Annotated in this window: 18 protein-coding genes; 2 read left to right on the plus strand and 16 right to left on the minus strand. The window is 64.5% G+C overall.

The window, feature by feature from the left end:
• The first annotated feature begins 3 nt into the window (after positions 1-3).
• A complete protein-coding gene (locus ACEQZ0_RS09905) occupies positions 4-279 on the plus strand; it encodes a hypothetical protein (protein ID WP_305930444.1) in 276 nt (91 codons plus the stop codon).
• Between the two features lie 185 nt (positions 280-464).
• Positions 465-674, plus strand: coding sequence for a hypothetical protein (locus tag ACEQZ0_RS09910; protein ID WP_305930443.1), 210 nt, complete (start codon positions 465-467; stop codon positions 672-674).
• Here the strand turns inward: ACEQZ0_RS09910 and ACEQZ0_RS09915 are convergent.
• The 16 genes from ACEQZ0_RS09915 to ACEQZ0_RS09990 are packed head-to-tail and all read right to left on the minus strand — an operon-like array spanning position 671 to position 17,736.
• Entirely contained in the window at positions 671-3,382 is a 2,712-nt protein-coding gene (locus ACEQZ0_RS09915; protein WP_305930442.1) for a conjugal transfer protein TraG N-terminal domain-containing protein, read from the minus strand. The genes ACEQZ0_RS09910 and ACEQZ0_RS09915 overlap by 4 nt on opposite strands.
• 12 nt (positions 3,383-3,394) lie before the next feature.
• On the minus strand, positions 3,395-4,831 hold the full coding sequence (locus ACEQZ0_RS09920) for a conjugal transfer protein TraH (RefSeq protein WP_305930441.1): 1,437 nt from the start codon (positions 4,829-4,831) through the stop codon (positions 3,395-3,397).
• Positions 4,821-5,651, minus strand: coding sequence for a conjugal transfer protein TraF (locus tag ACEQZ0_RS09925; RefSeq protein ID WP_305930440.1), 831 nt, complete (start codon positions 5,649-5,651; stop codon positions 4,821-4,823). Before ACEQZ0_RS09925 ends, ACEQZ0_RS09920 begins: the two co-directional genes overlap by 11 nt.
• Complete coding sequence (locus tag ACEQZ0_RS09930; protein ID WP_305930439.1) at positions 5,648-7,381, minus strand: conjugal transfer protein TraN; 1,734 nt, start codon at positions 7,379-7,381, stop codon at positions 5,648-5,650. Before ACEQZ0_RS09930 ends, ACEQZ0_RS09925 begins: the two co-directional genes overlap by 4 nt.
• Complete coding sequence (gene trbC / locus ACEQZ0_RS09935; RefSeq protein WP_305930438.1) at positions 7,378-8,130, minus strand: type-F conjugative transfer system pilin assembly protein TrbC; 753 nt, start codon at positions 8,128-8,130, stop codon at positions 7,378-7,380. The genes ACEQZ0_RS09930 and trbC overlap by 4 nt, the downstream gene beginning before the upstream one ends.
• The gene (gene traU / locus ACEQZ0_RS09940; RefSeq protein ID WP_305930437.1) at positions 8,127-9,140 is read right to left on the minus strand and encodes a conjugal transfer pilus assembly protein TraU; all 1,014 of its coding nucleotides are present in this window, start codon (positions 9,138-9,140) and stop codon (positions 8,127-8,129) included. Before traU ends, trbC begins: the two co-directional genes overlap by 4 nt.
• Positions 9,137-9,775, minus strand: coding sequence for a type-F conjugative transfer system protein TraW (gene traW / locus ACEQZ0_RS09945; RefSeq protein WP_006832442.1), 639 nt, complete (start codon positions 9,773-9,775; stop codon positions 9,137-9,139). Before traW ends, traU begins: the two co-directional genes overlap by 4 nt.
• The gene (locus tag ACEQZ0_RS09950; protein WP_305930436.1) at positions 9,772-10,293 is read right to left on the minus strand and encodes a S26 family signal peptidase; all 522 of its coding nucleotides are present in this window, start codon (positions 10,291-10,293) and stop codon (positions 9,772-9,774) included. Before ACEQZ0_RS09950 ends, traW begins: the two co-directional genes overlap by 4 nt.
• A complete protein-coding gene (locus tag ACEQZ0_RS09955; protein ID WP_305930435.1) occupies positions 10,290-10,676 on the minus strand; it encodes a TrbI F-type domain-containing protein in 387 nt (128 codons plus the stop codon). Before ACEQZ0_RS09955 ends, ACEQZ0_RS09950 begins: the two co-directional genes overlap by 4 nt.
• The gene (locus ACEQZ0_RS09960; protein WP_305930434.1) at positions 10,669-11,049 is read right to left on the minus strand and encodes a hypothetical protein; all 381 of its coding nucleotides are present in this window, start codon (positions 11,047-11,049) and stop codon (positions 10,669-10,671) included. Before ACEQZ0_RS09960 ends, ACEQZ0_RS09955 begins: the two co-directional genes overlap by 8 nt.
• Positions 11,046-13,589: a type IV secretion system protein TraC gene (gene traC / locus ACEQZ0_RS09965; protein ID WP_305930433.1), complete on the minus strand. Its 2,544-nt coding sequence runs from the start codon at positions 13,587-13,589 to the stop codon at positions 11,046-11,048. Before traC ends, ACEQZ0_RS09960 begins: the two co-directional genes overlap by 4 nt.
• Positions 13,586-14,173, minus strand: a complete 588-nt coding sequence (locus ACEQZ0_RS09970; RefSeq protein WP_305930432.1) for a hypothetical protein — start codon at positions 14,171-14,173, stop codon at positions 13,586-13,588. The genes traC and ACEQZ0_RS09970 overlap by 4 nt, the downstream gene beginning before the upstream one ends.
• Positions 14,170-15,042: a DsbC family protein gene (locus ACEQZ0_RS09975; protein ID WP_305930431.1), complete on the minus strand. Its 873-nt coding sequence runs from the start codon at positions 15,040-15,042 to the stop codon at positions 14,170-14,172. Before ACEQZ0_RS09975 ends, ACEQZ0_RS09970 begins: the two co-directional genes overlap by 4 nt.
• On the minus strand, positions 15,039-16,355 hold the full coding sequence (locus tag ACEQZ0_RS09980; RefSeq protein ID WP_006834211.1) for a TraB/VirB10 family protein: 1,317 nt from the start codon (positions 16,353-16,355) through the stop codon (positions 15,039-15,041). Before ACEQZ0_RS09980 ends, ACEQZ0_RS09975 begins: the two co-directional genes overlap by 4 nt.
• Positions 16,355-17,170, minus strand: coding sequence for a type-F conjugative transfer system secretin TraK (locus ACEQZ0_RS09985; protein WP_006834210.1), 816 nt, complete (start codon positions 17,168-17,170; stop codon positions 16,355-16,357). Before ACEQZ0_RS09985 ends, ACEQZ0_RS09980 begins: the two co-directional genes overlap by 1 nt.
• Complete coding sequence (locus ACEQZ0_RS09990) at positions 17,167-17,736, minus strand: type IV conjugative transfer system protein TraE (RefSeq protein ID WP_067695812.1); 570 nt, start codon at positions 17,734-17,736, stop codon at positions 17,167-17,169. Before ACEQZ0_RS09990 ends, ACEQZ0_RS09985 begins: the two co-directional genes overlap by 4 nt.

The following is a 17,736-nucleotide window of genomic DNA, read 5'->3' on the forward strand; positions in this document are numbered from 1 at the left end:
CCAATGGCTATCAAGGCAGACCGTGGCGGGAAATCGTCGAATAATTGGTACCAGCGGGACCTGCCCGTCAATATCGCGACACACAACCGGAAGCTCGAACTTTGGCTCGAACTGGACTCCAAGGGAGGCGGTGTAACCGATATACGGATCGAGGTTGAAAAAACTAGCTTCGAAGACCTGCTTTCCGCGATGCTGCATTGCGATTTTGACAAGACGGCTCGTTCATTCGCCACGGCTTGTCAAAAATGGAGGCGTGCTAACGTACCCAAAAGCCGCTGATAGCTAAGTAGGCAAGCGACCTATCTACTCGCCAATCCGTGGCCACGAGCTTTAGCTAAATCGGGATGCCCAAGTCATCTCTTCGGGAGCCTGGAAATAAGGTGTCAAAATCGACGCATTAAGTCTGAATTCCGGCTTTGTGTCGCGATTTCGATACATTAAACTCCCGTCGAATGGAGAATGTTATGGCTGGGAAAGAAGACCCCACGCAGAATTCGGAACATCGCTGGGAAGGCTTGCAAGAGATCGACCGTGCAATCTCCGAAAATCGCCTCACGTCATACTCTTGGAAGAAGGCCTGGGCCGACCCGTGGGGCAGGATCAAGCTCATCGCAATCTTCGTGGCGCTGGCTGCTTTTGTCGCGTTCGTAATCGTCAACGATGTAATCCTTTAAGGGCGCCGCCACTCCTTTATTGCATCTGCCGCCTCCTCGCTCGCGCCTGTGGCGTCTTCTGTTTGGCCATCCAAGTAGCCTCTCACTGTTCCGATCCGCCCGCGACCTTGCCGACGAACCCGCTCGACCTCATCCGTGATGCCAGACCGATCCGGAGCATCGGGCATTGAGGGACCACCTGCAGAACCTACAGCTCCCCTAGCTCGCACCTGCCCCGCACTCCCGATCCCGGGGCGGCTGACAGGAGCGAAGTCCGGCAGCGAAAGGTCGGCTTCGATGTCGTCCTGCAGCCGATCGGCATAGCTTTCGACAAACCGGGATTGCAGCTGCTGGCCGCGCGCGCTCATCTGGAACTCGATGTCGTCGAAGCGCACCGGCCCGTAATAGTCGCGATTGGCTTCCATCTCGGCCATGCCCCATTCGCGATAGGCCTGGCTCAGGTTTAGCGTGCCTGCGGCGCTGTTGGCCTCGTACCAGCTGGCCTGGTTCTCGAGGCGACTGGCCATCTCTTCGGCCCGACGCGCCTCTCGCGTATAGCTCTCGGCTTCGGTCAGCGATCGGCTGAGACCCGACGAGCTGGTCGATACCTGCGATACCGAGCTTGAGCTCGTCTCGCGCAGAAAGCCTTCACGCGTATTCGACCAGTTGCGGCTATCCGAAAGCTGCCGCAGCGTACCCATGATCCTGCCGCGATCTTCCGAGGCGATCCCGATATCGCTGTCCGTCCAAGTCTGATTTCGGCCTCCCCTGACGCCAAGTTGAGCAGTACCAGGGCCTCTTTCTCCCTTGAGACCCAAAGACGCATCGCCGTTGAGAAACCATGAGACCGTGATGTCGTCAGACGCGCGCCGGGACAGGCCGAACTGCTGCTGGAGCGTCCTCGAGGCATTGTCGACTTCGCTGAATGCCGTGCCGATGCTGTCGTTCGTGCCGACGCCGCTGACCGTGTCGGAGCTCTGACCCTGGCTGTAGGCGTTGCGGATCTCGCTGAACCGGGTGAGCGCAGAGCTCGTCGATTGCTGGGCGAGGTTGGCATAGGTCTCGCTCTGCGTTCGGCTCTGGCTAGCCATCGTTCCGAGGCGTCCGGTGAAGTCCTGCCCCAGCGTCGGTGTGAACGGATAGCTTGAATTCGGGACAGCAGCGAACTCGCCATCGGGGAAGCTGGTAGTCTGCGTGCCGCTATCGCTGAAACCACGCGTTTGTGCCGCGCCATAGGCGAAGTTGGGTGCCAGATTGCCCTGCGCAAACTGGCGGGAAAACACCGTCGAATTGTCGATGTTCGAGTTGCCAAGCGAGACATTGCCGGTGCTCGCTTCGCGCGAGGCTTCCTCGGCCGCGTTCTGACTTGGGTTGAGATAACTCGTTGCCTGGCCCGAGATCGCCAGCGCACCACGTGCCACCCCGCCGGCAAGGAAAGGGATCGAGGCGACAAGATAGCCCGCCAAGATGCCGATATCGCTGTTGACGTCGCTCATGCCGGCAAAGGTCGCCAGGCTAAGGCCCGTGCTGCCGCCAGCGGCGGCGACATCGCCCGCGCCTTTGAACATCAGGATCATGTGCAGGATGACGAAGAGCGGTCCCCACGCCGCAAGGTAGAAGAAGCCGGTGACGTAGCCTCTCAATGCAATGGGTCCGGTCCGCGGCATCAGGAACAGCGGGAACAGGACAGGGAACAGCGCGTAGAACACCACTGTCAGCACGACATTGAGGATCGGGACCCATTTCATCGCGTTGTGCGCGATCGAGGAATAGGTCCGCTCGGTCTGAATATCGGCCCGGGTCTGCGCGAAGACGTCGATGCTGCCGGTGCCGCTCGCCCCTGCAAAGCCGTGCATGGCCTGGTTCATGGCATTGATCGTCAGCACCTGGCGGAAGATGTCGCTCGCGCTGCGCGAGATGCCGGTGAGATACTGATAGGCAATCGGGAGGTCGGCCATGAGCTTGGCCTTGGCGAGCGCTTCGGTCTGGCGCGGATAAAGCTGGCGTCCAGCGACAAGCGTCATCTCGTCAATGAGGCTCGCCCATTGCCCCGAAAGCGCGGTGTAGGCTTCGCGGCAGGTTATGATCGAAGCCGTCACGCTGTCGTCGGCCTGCCGGGTGAGGAATTTCTGCGCGCGCGCCGCGCTGCCCGGTGCAATCGTCGCCCAGATGTCATCGCTCTCGGACAGCTCCTTAATCGAATAGCGGCCGAGCAGCAGATCGTAGAACACGCATTGCCGGACATGCTCGTCGAAGTTCGCAGCAAACTCAGGATCGGAAATGCGCAAGCTCCGCGTCGATTCGAGCAGCCGTGCGCCATAGATCATGCCGTTCTTCGAGTAGTTGAGGTCGTCCGGCAGGCCGAATACGAGCTCGGCAGAGCGGGTCAGATAGTCCCCCGCCTGGCTGGTGAAGCTTGCCATCAGGGCGAGCCCGAGCGGGACATTGGCCACCGTTGCCGGTGCAAGGCTGGGATTGACCCGGTCGGTCACATGGACGTCCATGCGCGGCACCATCAAGCACATGTAGATAAGCGTCGCGCCGAGGAACCAGTTGAGCCAGGCACGCCAGTCCTGGTTGAACGCGACCACTATGACCGCGAGCACCATGCCCATGACCAGCGCGACCTGAATGAGGCTCTTGTAGCCGCCCGCACCGGTCCAGGCGGCAACGGCGTTGAGGACGTTGACGATGTACTCGCCGCCGCCGACCGTGAAAATCTCGACCATGCTGCCTGACCCTTATGGAACGATGGAGCGGGACTGCATCCCGCGCGACCAGTCGAGCGCGGCCGCCATCGACGGCGACATCGAGGCAGCGAGCATGTTCTCGATCATCGCCGTCTTTTCGATGATCTGCATGATCGCCGAGACCCGCGCCTGTCCGGTCGCTTGCCGCTGGGCGAGGCTCGATCGCACCTCGGCAACCTGAGCGCGCCAAATCGCGAGTTTCGCTTCATCGGCCGCGATGAAACTCGCCATCGAGCGTCCAGCCTCTGCGGTGATGCGTTCAAGGATGGCATAGAGGAGATCGATGCTGGCAATCTCGGCCAGCGTGTCGCGGTCGTCGGTTGCCATCCCGCGACCATAGGCCGCCTGTACGGTGAGGATCTTGTAGAGCGGCACCGATGCCACCTGGAGCAATTCCTTTTCCTCGTTGCCGATCGCTGTGTCGCTGCGGATGGCCTCGACCATGCTGCCGATGAGCCGGGCAACGCGCGGCCGGATGGCCTTTGCGCTCGTGAGGCTCATCTGCTGGAACGTGGGGTTGAGGCACTGGTCGGGCTCTTCGCACTGGAACACCCGCACCGACTGGCCCTGTGTCCCGTCGAGCAGCGCGGTCACCAGCGTAGAAGAGGCATCGCCCGCGAAAGGCACGAACTTGCCCGGTTCGTCGTCGCGGGGCGGCACGTAGATCACCGTGCCGATGAGCGTCATCGCATACTCGGCAAGATCGCGGTCGAAAGTGCCACCGGGGTTGAAGAAGGCGCTCTGCTTGAGGACATGCCAGGTGTAATTGCGCGGCACACCGGGATTGACGTCGGCATAGTCGGCGCCGGCGCTCTCATTGGTCGACGCGCGCTGGCCGCGCGTCCCGCAGCCATGCTTGGCGGCGGCATAGTCGGTGAAGATGCCTTCGGAATTGCCGATCGCTTCGCAGATCGCCTTGTCGGCGAGATCGCCCTTGGGCCAGACGCCGCCGACCAGCCCCTGCGCCATCTCGCAGGAGTTGATCGAGAGGTTGTTCATGAGCTGCGCCTTCTGGCTGAACTCCTGCATGATCTTGTTGCACTCGGGGCAGACGGTATCGATCGCGAGGCTGAAGGCGAACCCCACCGCATTGTTCGCGACGGCCTTCAAGAGCGCGACCATTTCACTTGCGTTGATGAAGGAGAAGGACCCGGCGAAGATATCGATACCGCCGCAACCAGCGCGGGCACGCGGCAGCTGGAGATTGGCGATGTTGGTCGTTTTCTGCGGGAAGCGCGTCCAGACATTGCCGAGGCTGTAATAGCCCGCCGACTGGCCTTCGAACGCGCTCGGCCCGGTGACATTGGCTGCAGCGCCCATGTCGTCCATGAAGCGGTCCATGCTGTCGCCGACGTTTGCGGCGACGGGGGACGCGACCATGCTGGCGGCAGCTATGCTGAGCGCCGCATTGCGGATGCTAGTAATCATGTCCGGCTTCCTTCGAGGTGAGGAGGTAGATGCGGTCCTGCAGCTCGTCGGCCGAGAGCACGCCGTATCCGATCGGGATCGGGCGCCTGGCCACGCTGTCCCACAGCACGAGCGCCGGGGTAATGCCGGGTTCGAGCCCCATGCGCGGCCGCTGGCCGCTTTCGACCTTGTAGTCGGGGAAGTGCCGGGACGGTCCGCCATCGGTGGAGATCGCCCGGACAGTGATGTGCCAGCGGTCCGCCACCGAGCGCACGATCGGGCTCATCACTTCGCACGCGCCGCAGGTCTGGGCGAAGAAGTAGAACAGTCCATAGCGTTCGGAGAGCCTGGCCATCACCGCGTCGCGGTCGGCAGCGCGCGCGTCCTGCCATTGCTTCTTGGCGAGCGCGCCGACCGGTCTTTCGAGCGTGTAGTCGAGCTCGGGATCCTGCCAGATCGCGCGCTGCCAGACATCGGAGAACAGCGAAGCCCGGTCGAGCTGGGCACGCTGGAAGCGGATGTAGGCGGTGACGTTTTCCGGCGTCGGATAGAGGATTGCGCGTGCCTTGAGTTCGCGCAGTTCCCCCGTGACCGCGTCGAGTTCTTGCGTTGCGGTTACCTGGGCCGGTTGCTGCGCCATCTGCGGCTCGTCTGCCGGCACCGGCTTTACGCAATAGAACCAGTAGCCGAGCCTCCGCTGCTCGCAGTAGAGGGTGTCTGCCGAGGCAGCTGGCTCTGCCTGGCGCTCTTCCTGGGCAACTGCCCGAACGGGAAGCAGTGCAGCGAGACACATAGCCAGTGCTGGGAGGGCCAGCATCGGCAGTGATTGGCGGCGCGTCATTGGCCACTCCTTGCGTAATAGTCTTCGATTTTCTGCTGGATAAGGATGCTGGTCTCGAGCTCGTCGGGGAGCCGTGCAGCCTCGGTGAACTCGGCATAGACCTCGCTGAAATCCATCTGGCTGAGGTCGAGCCGGGCGAACTCGTCGAGCGTGAAACCCTCGCACTGCTCTTCCTTGGGCTTGTCCCACGGCTTGGGCAGCTGGAGGCGGCCCTGTTCCTGCAGGATCCGCGAGAGCTTGCTCTCGAAGCAGCAGTAGACCTTCTTCTTGGTCAGGCAGACGCCGAGGAACTTGTCCGAACAATAGGTCCCGACATAAGCGCACAGTCCCTGCGCATCGCGTTCGTGGAGCAGCACTTCCTCGCGGTTGCAGCCGAGCGCGACGAGCAGGCTGATTCCGGGGATGAGCGGGAAGCCCTTGCCCTTGCAGCAGTTGAGCACGCCGAAGACCTTGGAGGAGCAGGTGTTACGCGTGCCCCGGAACAGTGTCAGCGTCTCAGGATCGAACTGGCCGCGGGCCTCGTTCATCGCATGGAGGGCGGTGACGGCATCCTTGAACTCATCGTTCGCGGTGCGCTCGATCGTCTCGCAGCTGCCGTCGATGCAATAGACATCACCGTCGCAGACAAACTGGGTGGAACTGTCGTTCCCGGGAAGCGGGCACTCGTAGATGCGCTCCCAGGTCTCGCATGGAGTTTCGTCAGTGAGACATTCCTCGCGGACAAAGCGGCAGGTGCCCTGACTTTCGATGTCGGAGCAGTCGGTCGCCGCTTCGCGCGCGATACAGGTGTAGCTGCGTTGCCATTCCCAGCAGGGCCTGGTGACAGAGACGCCGTCGATCACGCGCGTCTGCGGATCGGTGTCGGTGCAGATCTCGGCGTCCAGCGTGCAATCGCTATTGCCTGCGAGACCTGTGCACTGGCTTTCGTCAGGGGTCGTTGTTACGGTGGTCGCCGTGGCGATGCGGTAGGGCGCCTGACCTGCGACCTGTTCGTCGCAAGTCAGCTCGGTAAGGGGATCACCGGGCTCGGTGCACCACTTGCGCCCGCCGGACCAACCCCACTGCAGGCAGGGACCGTCCCGGTGTCCGGTCACCCGGCAAAGGGCGCCCGAAAACTCTTCGCAATCCGGCGCACCTGACAGGCTGAAGCTGCCCATTGGGCTGCAAAGGTAATGATACTCCGGTTGCTGGCTGACCCTGGCGACGAGTGGCACCGTGCATTGGCCAACCGACTGATCGATCCGTGTGCCCGTATTGCAGGTCGCGGTATAGGTGCCCGCTGAATACGAACCAGGCGGCAGCGGAACGCACGATCCCTGGCTGCCCGAAATGGCCATGCCGCTGGTGTAGTCGAGCGGCGTCTCGTTGATCGCGAGACTGCGGGCAATCACGTCCTCGATCTCGTTCGGCTCGAACCTTGCGCGATTGGTCATGCTGTCGCGGATGGTCCGCATCGGCGTGCTGGTCGGCGCGGCGCTACGGGCGCGGGCCTCGATCTGGTCGGGATCGCGCGCAAGATCCTGCAGGTCGCGCGTCGCCTGCGGATCGAAATTGGGAACGCGCGCCGCGTCGGGATTGGTCGTTGCTGCCTCGCGCGCCTCGCCCAGCAGCTCGGTGGCAAAGTCCTTGCCATCCGCCCGGGCTTCATCGCGGGTCTGAGCGTGAAGCGCCGATGCACTGGTCACGGTGATGATCGCGGCAAGGATATTGGCGAGAGTTCTGCCGGTCATGGCCGTTCCTCCCTGGAGAGCTGGCGCAGATGGAGACGGGCAAGCTCGGCGCCCGGACCCTTGCCCGAGGCGAAGGTATCGAGGACTTCGCTTACGCTGATGTTGCCGGCGATACGGTCGTGTGGCGGCACCTCGCTGGTGCAATCGAACCCGTCGCATGGGCTGAACTCGGTGCTGAGCATGACGAAGCTCGGCGCGGCCTCGATGTTGAACGCGCGAAACAGCCTTGGATCAATGCCGAGCGAACCGGCCGCGTCGCGGGTGCTCCAGATGGCGGCGAGCCGCTTCTTGAACGCCTCGCTGTTTCCTTGCGGGAAGCCGCGCAGCACGGTGACGCCTCCCGCCCTGGTCATGTCTTGGACCAGTGCTTTCAGCGCCTCGGGCGGCATCGACAGGCTGGCAAAGGCAATGAAGCGCGGTGCTCCCCCGAGCGATGCCTTCTCGGCGGCAGCTTGCCCCGCGATCATCGCGTCGAAGTCGAGGACGGCGTCGGTCTCGATTGCCTCGATGCTGTCCGCATAGGCTGCGCGATTGGCCTGCGCTTGCGCCTGGATAGCCTGTGCATCCTCGGTCAGTGCCTCGGCGCGCTGGCGGACATTGGTGCTGAGCGCCTGCGCATCGTCGGCGTGTTCGGCCGCGCGCTCGCGGATCGCTTCGAGATCGATGCCTTCGGGCGCGCTCTGGGCGAGAGCGAGGCCACCGAGGGTGACGGCAAGGCCGACGGGCAAAAGGAGGAGGTGCTTGTTCATAGCGCGCAGCAGTTCCGCTTGCGCCAGACGAGATATCCCATGTCTTCGCCGATGGCGGGGATGACCTGTCCGGCCGATTGAAAGGTGGTTGAGGCGCCGACGGGCGGGCAGGCGTAACGGCCCGAGGTCGCCGGGTTTGGGTTGGTGGCCTGGAAGCGGTATTGCTGCTTGCGCATCACCGGCATCAAATATTTGCCGCACAGTCCCTTGGACCCCATCGTCCCCCACGACACGAGTTCGCGGTGGAGCTTGTAGGCAAAGCGCGAGAGCACGAGCCGCGATGCCTGGACGTGGCCTATGCTGGCCGAGACATTGCCGTTCATCGGATACATCGATCCCTGGCAGCCCGCGCACCAGAACATCTCGTCGATCGGCAGCTTCGCGGTCGAGGCGACGCAGTCGGCCGCACAGGCAGCGAGCGCCAGCGGGTTGGCAAAAAGCACGGCTTCGGGGTTGATGATCGCGGTAAGCTCGGAATCCTGCCACAGCGGATCGATCTCGGAGATGTAGAGAATGTCGATCGAGCCCGATTCCAGGCACAGGAAATCGGCGACGATCTCCATCCAGTAGATCAGCGGATAGGCATACCAGTGGACGTGCCAGCTCGAATAATACTGGCTCGCGCCGCCCACCGCCGACGGACCCGAGATCGAGCGAAAGCCGATATCGAAACCCGGATCGAGTTTCATGCCGCCGAGGTTTACGAAGCACCACGGCTTCATGCTGACATCGGCAAGCCGCACCGGTTCCCAGAAGCCCATCGCGATCCCGGGCCTTAGACCGCACAGGCACACCGGCAGATCGGGGTTATCGGGATCGGGCCGGCTCGACGGCCAGATGTCCAGTCCGCCGATGGAGATCGGGAACAGGCACGACCAGCAGATGTCGGTGATCGGGTTGACGAAGCTGCCGGTGCAGCGACCGGGACCGGCATCGGCCATGGCGGGCGTTGCGGTGGCGAGACCAAGAATAGCGGCCAGAACAAGCGCCAACTTTCTTAGACGGGTCATTGGGCTGACCTCCTTTTCGGTGGCAGCGCGATTTCGCTGATTTCCAGCAGGCGGCCCTGCTGGCGCACGCGTGCGGGCACCGACCTGATCCCGAACCTCTCCGTGAGCTTGCCGCCCTGATCGAAATAGAAGCGGCGCTGGCGAGCCTTCATCAGCTCGAGCGGCGCGCCCTTCACCAGGATCAGCTTGGCATTGGCGTCCTGCTTGAGCGCCCAGGTGAGTTGATCGGGATCGTCGCCATCGAGGAACAGGAGATCGGCGCGAAGGCCGACGCTGTCGAGCGGATTGACCCTCGTGCCGGCGGCATGGATCAGCTCGCCTTTTGCCCCGCGGATATCGGCAGCGAGCGTAATCGTCGGATCGAATTGCCAGCGCCGCGCTTCGCTGGCCCGGACGATTCCCGCGACGGGGTCGGGTCGGCCCACCCGCGCGATCGTACGGCGCTTCAGGTCTTCATTGAGCCGCGCGGTTTCTCCCGAACGTTCCATCTGCGTCAGGCGCGAATGGATCTGCTCGAGGAGGTCGCGCTCGATCACGGGAAACACCGTGCCGCGCTGGCCATAGTCGCGTGCCAGCACCTCGGCAGGGCAGAGCAGGACTGCAAGCAGGGCCGTAGGGAGGATGAGCTTGCTCACAGGATCGCCCTCCCGCTGCCGAGGATCTGGCCGTGGCAGACGAAACCGATCTCGGCGTAGCGGCTGTCGAGGCCGCGGGGATGGCTGGTCCCGGTGTAGAAGCAGCCGTCGGGGATCGGTCCTTCGGGGCCTTTGTGAAGCGCAATGCCGAGACGGGTCATATCGAGCCGCGCGGCGATCTTGCGCCCGTTGATGAAGACCTCGTGGCCACGGTGGCTCACGACATCGCCCGGCACGCCCAGCACCCGCTTGCCGAAGAGCTGCGCGCCTTTTCCGAAATGCACTTCGACGAGCCTGTTTGCCGGCGGCTCGAAGAAGATCAGGCTGCCGCGCTCGATCCGCGCGTGCTTGTCGAGCCAGAAGGCCCAGTTGGGCAAGCTCGGGCTGGCATTGATGAGGAAGGCATGGTCCTTCGCGAAGGCGTCGACTGCGCCCCATCCGAGCGGCAACAGCACCAGACCGGTCAGGACCAACGGCCGTTTGATCGTGCGGACAAGACGAGAGGCAAACTGCGTCACTGACGGCCTCCCTGCTCAAGCTGGCGGGCGATCCGTGCGCGCAGTTCGTCGGTGGCATCGGGGGCATCGCCCGCGAGCACCGCTTCGCCGACCAGCACCACGCGGCCATTGGTCCCCATTTCTGCAACGGCGCGTTCGGAAGCCTGAAGGAAGGCAAGCACGCGCGCCTGGCTGGCTTCGGGATCCTGTTGGCCGCGCGCTTCGGCATCGACGAAACCCGCGATGGTCTCGGCAAGCCGGACGGTCACGATCTGCTGGTGCGGCTCGGTCAGCTCTCGGCTGACCCAAGCCGCCCAGAGCAGCGCGGCCACGAGCGCGAGCATGCCGATAATCTTGAGCAGCAGCGGGCGATTAAAAGAGTGTAATCTGCGCGTCTCAGTCACGGTTTGTCTCCCGGGCCGGATGGTTTTCGAGATCGGCCGCGAGCCGCTTGAGGAAGCGCGGCATGCGAAACAGCGTCACCGCGCCAGCGAGGACGAGGAAGCAGCCCTTGAGGTCCTGGCTGAACAGGCTGCGGCGCAGGCTGTCGGCTTCGAGATATCGGTCCGACAGATTGGCGAGCTGGGTGAAGAGGCCGCCAAGGTCCCAGCCCGCAACGAACAGGAACAGCGCGAGCGGCAATCCCAGCACGATGAGCAGCGAGGTCGCGGCAAAGCGCGCGGTTTCGATGAGGACGAAGCAGCTCCCTTGCAGGAACGGCAGCAGGCTGCGGAGGTTGGCCGGAGGGGTTCGGTCGGCGAGATGCGAGACCATCATTGTCCGCCTCCCGCCACGATGCGAATGGCATCGGCGAGGCTGTGCCCACGCCGTTCGCAGTCCTGGATCGCCGCATAGGTGTCGGGATCGGAGGAGTAGATCGTCGCCGAGAAGGGATCGAGCACGAGCCGGCCGACCGCCTCGGTCTCGGGACCCTTGATGAAGACCTCGCTGTACTCGGTCCCCGAACGCTTGAGGCTGCGGATCAGCGTCTCGGTGCGGTCGTCCATGTCGAGCCGCGCGTTCGCCCTGAAATCGGCGATCGTCTCGGCCTTCTGCTGAAGCACCAGCATCCAGTCGCTGTTCTCGAGCGCGGCGCGCGCGCCATCGGACTTGTAATAGTCATTGAGGGACTGGGTCGCGGTGGCGAGCGCGCCGCCATATTTGCGCGCAGTGCGGGCATAGGTCTCGACGAACTCGCCCATCGAACCGCCCTTGAGCATGGCCCAGGCCTCGTCGATCAGCAGCAACTTCTTGGTCGCCCGCGATGAGCGGGTCATCGCCTGGCTGGTCATGAACATGATCGCCGAGAGGACGACGCTGCGCAGTTCCTCGCGGGACGCGAGATCGCTCATCTCGAAGACGGTGAAATCATCGTCGAGCGCGAAGCTCGCCTTGCCTGCAAAGAACCCGCCGTAGCTGCCGCCGCGGCAGAAGGGCGCGATTGCGGTGGCGAGATCGCGGCCCGCCTCGCTTTCCGAACCGTGGAGAGCGTGCGCGACATCATCGACCGATGCGCCGCTTCCGAGGGCCTCCCAGGTCGCGGTTACGGCCCGGTCGATGAGCCCGCGTTCGGTGTCGCTCGGCGCGGTGCCGGGACGCGCCATCTGGCCAATGATCGCCTTGATCATGGCAAAGCAGTCGAGGCGGTAATCCTCATCTTCGTGCGCACGGGCATCGTCGACCATCGAGAAGGGGTTCAGGGAAAAGCCCGAGGCGAGCGTGAACTCGACGAAGCGTCCGCCCTGCAGTTTGACCGAATGCTCGAAGCTGCGCCCGTCGTCGATCACCACGACCTTGGCGCCTGCGCCGCGCAAGGCAGCGCATAGCTCCTGCAGCAGCACCGACTTGCCCGAGCCCGACTTGCCGCAGATCGCGATATTGTGGTTGCCGGCAGTGTTTTCGAACGGTGACCACCAGAAGGGCTGGCCGCGGCGGCCAACGAGCAGGAGGTGCGGGATCACGCCGCCGAGGTACTCGCCCTGCATCGGCGCGATATGCGCCGCCGTCGTCGAGAGCATGGTCTTGAGACGCTTCAACCGCGCCATGTCGTCGGCGAGGCCATCGGCAAGGCTAAGGGGAAAGGAAGCGACGAGGCCTTGGAGCTGGAGGAAACGCTCGTCGGCAAGGTCCCAGCCCGCCGCCTTGTAGATCGCCTTGATGATGCGTTCGTGCGCGTCGCCCTGGCCGAGCGGAGAGATACTGGTGAGCCCGTAGAACAGCTTCACAAGCTTCTTTCCGGCCTGGAGTTCGGCCTGGACGTGGCGCCATTCGGCCGACTGTTCGGCGAGCTTGGGTAAGAAACGCGCGCTCTTGGTCTGGCTGAGGCTGGTCGTGCGCATGAACTTGAAGCCCGCGCGCGCCGATGCGGCTTCCTGGTCGGGGTAGACGAGGCACAGCATGGTCGCCGTCGGACAGGGGAAACGCAGCTTGTCGGTGAACATGTCTCCGATGAGCCGCGCGCATTCCCAAGGTGCCCAGCGCTCAGGGGTAGAGCGCACGGCATAGTGCCGCACGTCGAAATGGTCGGGATAGCATTCGCCGACTTCGGGATTGCCCTCCTCGTCTCGGCCGGTCTCGCGAAAGCGCTCGGTCCTGAGGATCAGGCGATCGTCGCCGACCTCAAGCTCGATGTCGCGGCGGATGGCCTGGACATCGAGCGTATCATGCGGGTTCCACGCATGGATGTCGGTCTCGTGCGCGGTGGTAGGCGAAGTAAGCTCGTCGATCAGCGCCAGCAATCCGCCCGGACGCAGCTCTTGCGCGTGGAGTCCGAGCGAATGGAGCATGCCCATCAGCCCTTCGCGGCATTCGGAGAGTTCGGCATCGGTCACACTGCCGGGCACTGGCACGCCGAGCGAGACGATCAGCCGGACGTTGCGAGCATGGAAGGGCGCATGCGCCGAGCCCGAGCTCCAGACGAGATCGTAAAGGCGTCTGGTGCGTGCCCTGGCGATGGCCTCGTAGATCCCGCCCTGCTCGTAGCGCGGAGCGAACCAGGGGCCAACCACGCTGCCGATCCGCGGAGATGCGAAGTTCAGGACCTGGAGGCAGGCGCCCTGCGGCAGGCCTTCGGAGAAGAACTGGCCGAGGATCTCGCCGGTCCGTTCGTCGGCCCCGATCAGCGGGGTGACTTCGAGCACGAAGCCCTTCGAGCGGGCGTTGCGGTAGAGCTTCGCCCCCTCGTCATAGACCCGGTAGGGCAGCCAGTCCGAAAGCATGTCGAGCCCGAAATGCGCCGGCGGCTTTTCAGGACGGGCCGTGTCGGCAAACAGGCCCCGCGAGAGCGCGTCGCGCGCGGCAGCAAGGGATAGCGTCACCGGCTCTCTCCTTCAGGTGTTTCACGGTGGGGGACCGGCTCGCGGGGAGGGGAAAACGAGCCAGGTCCCCCGGGTTCCGGCGCGTCAGCGCCGGGCATCGCCGGAACGGGCTGCGAGGGGATGAACAGCTGTTCCGGCAATGTGTCTGCCTCTTGGGTTTTTGGCGGTTGGAAATCGGGTGCGGGGTTGCCCTCGCGCGTCGCGGCAATGGTCGATGCCAGCGAGCGCAGGACTTCGCGGCGGCCTTGCGGGGCGCGCCAGCCTGTCCCTGCCTGTTCGGGCAGCGTCAGGTGAACGACGCGCGCCTCATGGTCGCGGCCCGCCGCATCGCGGTAGGGCGTCAGCACGATCTGCAGGCGGCGAACCGCTTCTCCGGTCGGGGTCACCGTCCGATGCGCGTGAGACGCGTCAGCCTTTTCGAAGCCGGTTGCCCCGGCATCGATTGTGGAGGTCGGCGCGCAAGTCCCTTCCGGAGCGCGGCAGGCGAAACTGCCTTTGACGTTTCCGCCAAGGCTGGCGCAGCCACTGGCCAAAAGGAGCGGCGCAGCAAGCACCACGGCGCGAAGGATCGGAAGCCGGCTCATTGCGGCTCTCCCTTGCCCTCTGCGACGAAGCGGCGGATCGCCGCGGCATCGCGGTAGCCATGCAGCACCGCCCCATCGCGGGCGCGCACGATGACCGGAGTTCCGGCAAATCCGTTGGCTTTCGCGAAGGCTTCGTTGGCATCGAGCGCCTTCGCGCTCTTGCAGGTCTTGCCGGTCGCCGGAGCCTGCCCGGCGTAGGCTGCATGGAGTGCCTTTGCCGGATCCTTGGCGCACAGCACCGCCTCGGAAATCTTGCGGCTTGCCGCCCCGAAGATCGAGATCGGTCGCTCTTCGACATGGACCCTTGCCTTGGCGAGTTCGGCAGTCAGGCGCTGGCAATACCCGCACTGGAAGTCCGAGAAGACGACCAGGCGTTCGCCCTTGGGGTTGCCCCAATGGATCGCGCCCGCAGCAGGAAGCGACGAGAGGTCGACATGGCTGGCGGCCGCCTGGACGGGCGCTTCGTCGCGTCCCGCCGGCGCATCGCTGGCTAGGCGCGCCGCCCCGGCCGCGAGCAGATCGGGATTGAGTTCGAGCAGGCGGGCGGCAGTGACGTCGCGCCGTTCTTCCATGTCGTAGAGACGGCCTACGAACAGGTAGCGGGCGGTCTCGTCGATGTAGAACAGCGTGTCACCCGAGACGACTTCGCACCAGGGGCCAAGCGTGTCGCAGCTGATCGCATCGATCGGGGTCTTGGGCAGCCGCAGTTTCAGCGCCTGCGCGACATCGCTCGCCATGCCCGCGGCGCTCGCAGGCATCGCAGTGACGGCAGAGACGCCGAGCGTCAGCACGGCGGCGGCGCTCGAGAGGGCAAGGGCAAGGTGGGCGGCGCGCGCCTTCAGGCTTGGCGGCGAGTCATTGTAGTTCATTTGGAGGGGCTCCTGACGTGGACGCCGTCGAGAAAGACGATCTCGACCTCGATGCCGGTCGGCATCTCGACGACGGGTTGGTATTGTTCGGCGCGTTCGATGAGGTATCGGCTGACGGTGTCGGCGGCTTCGCCGGCACCCTGGCCAAAGCCACCGGCGAGGATGTCGGTCGGCGACAGCGCCTCGCGCTGACCGTTGGCGCCGACCTGGCCGGTAAAAATGCCGTTGGCGTTGGCGGAAAATCCGCGGCCGAAGCCGCCCACAATCCCGGCGAGCAGCGCCTGGCTGACAAGGCTGCCTTCGCGGCTGACCACGCGGCCGCGCACGCCCGACTTTCCGGCGAAGGAGATGAACCCCTTGACCTCGCTCACCGCGAAGCGCCCACCGGGTTGCGCGCAGGTCATGCGCACCAGCTTGACGTAGACCTTCTCCGCCGAGAGATCGCCGCGCGCCGCGCCATTGACGAGGCAGCCGGTGATATCGGTGGTGAGCAGTTTGTTGCCGCGCATCACCGAGCGGGCCGGACCGGTGATCCGGAGCACCACGGGAAGCGGATCGCTCTGGCTGGCAACGCCGGTCGAGGCATCGACACCCACGATGACCGTTGCCGGTGCGTAGCTGTTGGGCGGAAGGTAATCGCGGCTCGCTTCGAGCAACAAGGCTGGCGCAGTCTCTGCCGCACGCGGCTTGCCGTCCTTGCCCGTCTCCGCGCTGAAGCTCATCAGGCTGAGCTGTCCGCCTTGCGTTTCCGGCGCTCCTTGCGGTGGCTGGACAGCTCCGCCGGTGCCGACGCCGGGTCCATAGGCAGGTGGCGGTGGCAGTGGCGGCGCGGCGGCAGGTGCCTTCGCAGCTTCGCTCAGCTGTGATCGCAGATTGGCATTCTCGGCCGAGATCGCGTCGATCGCCGCCTGGCCGTCGGAGCGCATCTGCGCGTTCTCGCTGCGCAGGGCTTCGAGCTCCTGTTCGATCTCGGGGCGCGGCAGCTGGGCCTGCTGGAGATCCTTGATCGCGCGGCCCTGTGCATCGAGCCGGTTACCGTAGCTCGCGACGAACTCGCGCTGCGAGAGGTTACGATTGACGAGGCCGCCGGTGTCGATTGTCGCCGCACCATTGGCATCGGTGCCAGCCTCGTCGCCGTCGCCGCCGAAAATGAACATGCCGCCGCCGATGAGCGCGATGGCCCCGATCCCGGCGAGCAGCATCTTCTGGCGCTGTGCGATCTGCGAATTGAGGTTGCGCCGTCCGCTTTCTCGCGCTTCCGGCGAGCCCGGCAGAGGCCTCTTTCCGGCGTCCTTCTGTGGTGCCTCGGCCATCAGTCGAGTCCTCCCTTGGCAAAGACTAGGAAGGCACTGGTCGCTTCACCGGGAGCGAGTGCATCGCGGCCATAGGCAAAAGCGAGCGCGCCTGCGGCACCTTCGCGCTCGGAGCCAAGCGCAAGGCTTTCCTGGCCGAGGTTGCGCACGAGGAAGCGCTGTCCGGTAAGTTCATCGCCCTGGTATTCGGCGACCAGCTGGACCTCGATCCCGCCGGTACGGCGCGGAGCCGACAGTTCGGCGCGGGCAGTGAATCCGGGCAGGACGGCATCGCTCGCCATCGCCTCGATCAGGCGGATCGCGGCGTCCTCGGGACCGGTCTCGGTCTCCCATTCGGTGGCCGCGGCTTTAGCGAGCGCGGGATTGGTGATGAAGAGCTGGGTCGCTTCCTCGCCGCCGAGACGGCAGGCGAACTTGTAGACGTAGCCCGCCTTGCTGGTCGCAAAGAAGCTGACCCGGGCAGCGGCAAATTGCGGGGGCACGGAGATATAGATGTCTCCGCGCACTGGCTCGTGCGTCACCTGGAAATCATTGTAGGGAAAACCGCTCGCGATCTTCGAGACATTGGCAAAGCCGTCATCGATAAGCGCGATCCGGGTGAGTTCGCCGCGAGCGAGCTCGCAGTCGATGGTCGCGTTGTCGGCCGCTTCGACGAATTGGTCGGCATACGCCGGGACCGGCGCGAGCGCGAAGGCAAGCACGGCGAGGCCGGTCAGCTTGAGCCCGGGATCGGGGCGCCTTGTCGCGCCGATCGCGAAACAGGCAAGGCCGGTTCCGGCAAGCGCAGCAGCGAGGGGAGATGGGAGAAGGCTCATTGGCCGGGTTCCTCCTTGTCGGTGGGAAGTTGCTCAAAGCCGGCGAGCGCAAGGCTGAGGCCACGCTTCGACCAGCGGAAACGGAAGGAGCGGCGCTGGCTCGCGATCACCTGCGCGCCGACAAAGGTCTTGAGCGTGCCGGTGACGGTCGAGGTCAGGGCCTTGGGGTCGACGTGCATTTCCGCGATCACGAAGGCCTGGCTGATGTCCGAGCCGCGCTGTTCCTCGACGATTTGGACGAGCTCGGCCTTGAGGCGGCCGTGCGCGGCGGGATCGGCGAGCTTCAGGATGTTCGTCATCCAGTAATCGAGGCTTTCGGGCGCCCGGTTGAGGAGCATCAGTGCCGTGTCGCGGGTGACAAGTTCGAGATAGGGCGCGTCGATCCCGCCGCTCGAGACGGTGATCCGCTCTGAGGTGATCGGCACCAACACAACCTGCTCGTCGCGGGTGACCGCGGCGCCGAGGCTGACCAGCGTGGTCAGGCCCAGGACACCTGCCAGCACGGCAAAGCGGTTGCGTTGCCGCAGGTAGGTCTGCGCCTGTTCGTGCGCGAATTCTGCTCGCAT

The organism is Qipengyuania sp., from assembly GCF_964227205.1.
Taxonomy (GTDB): domain Bacteria; phylum Pseudomonadota; class Alphaproteobacteria; order Sphingomonadales; family Sphingomonadaceae; genus Qipengyuania.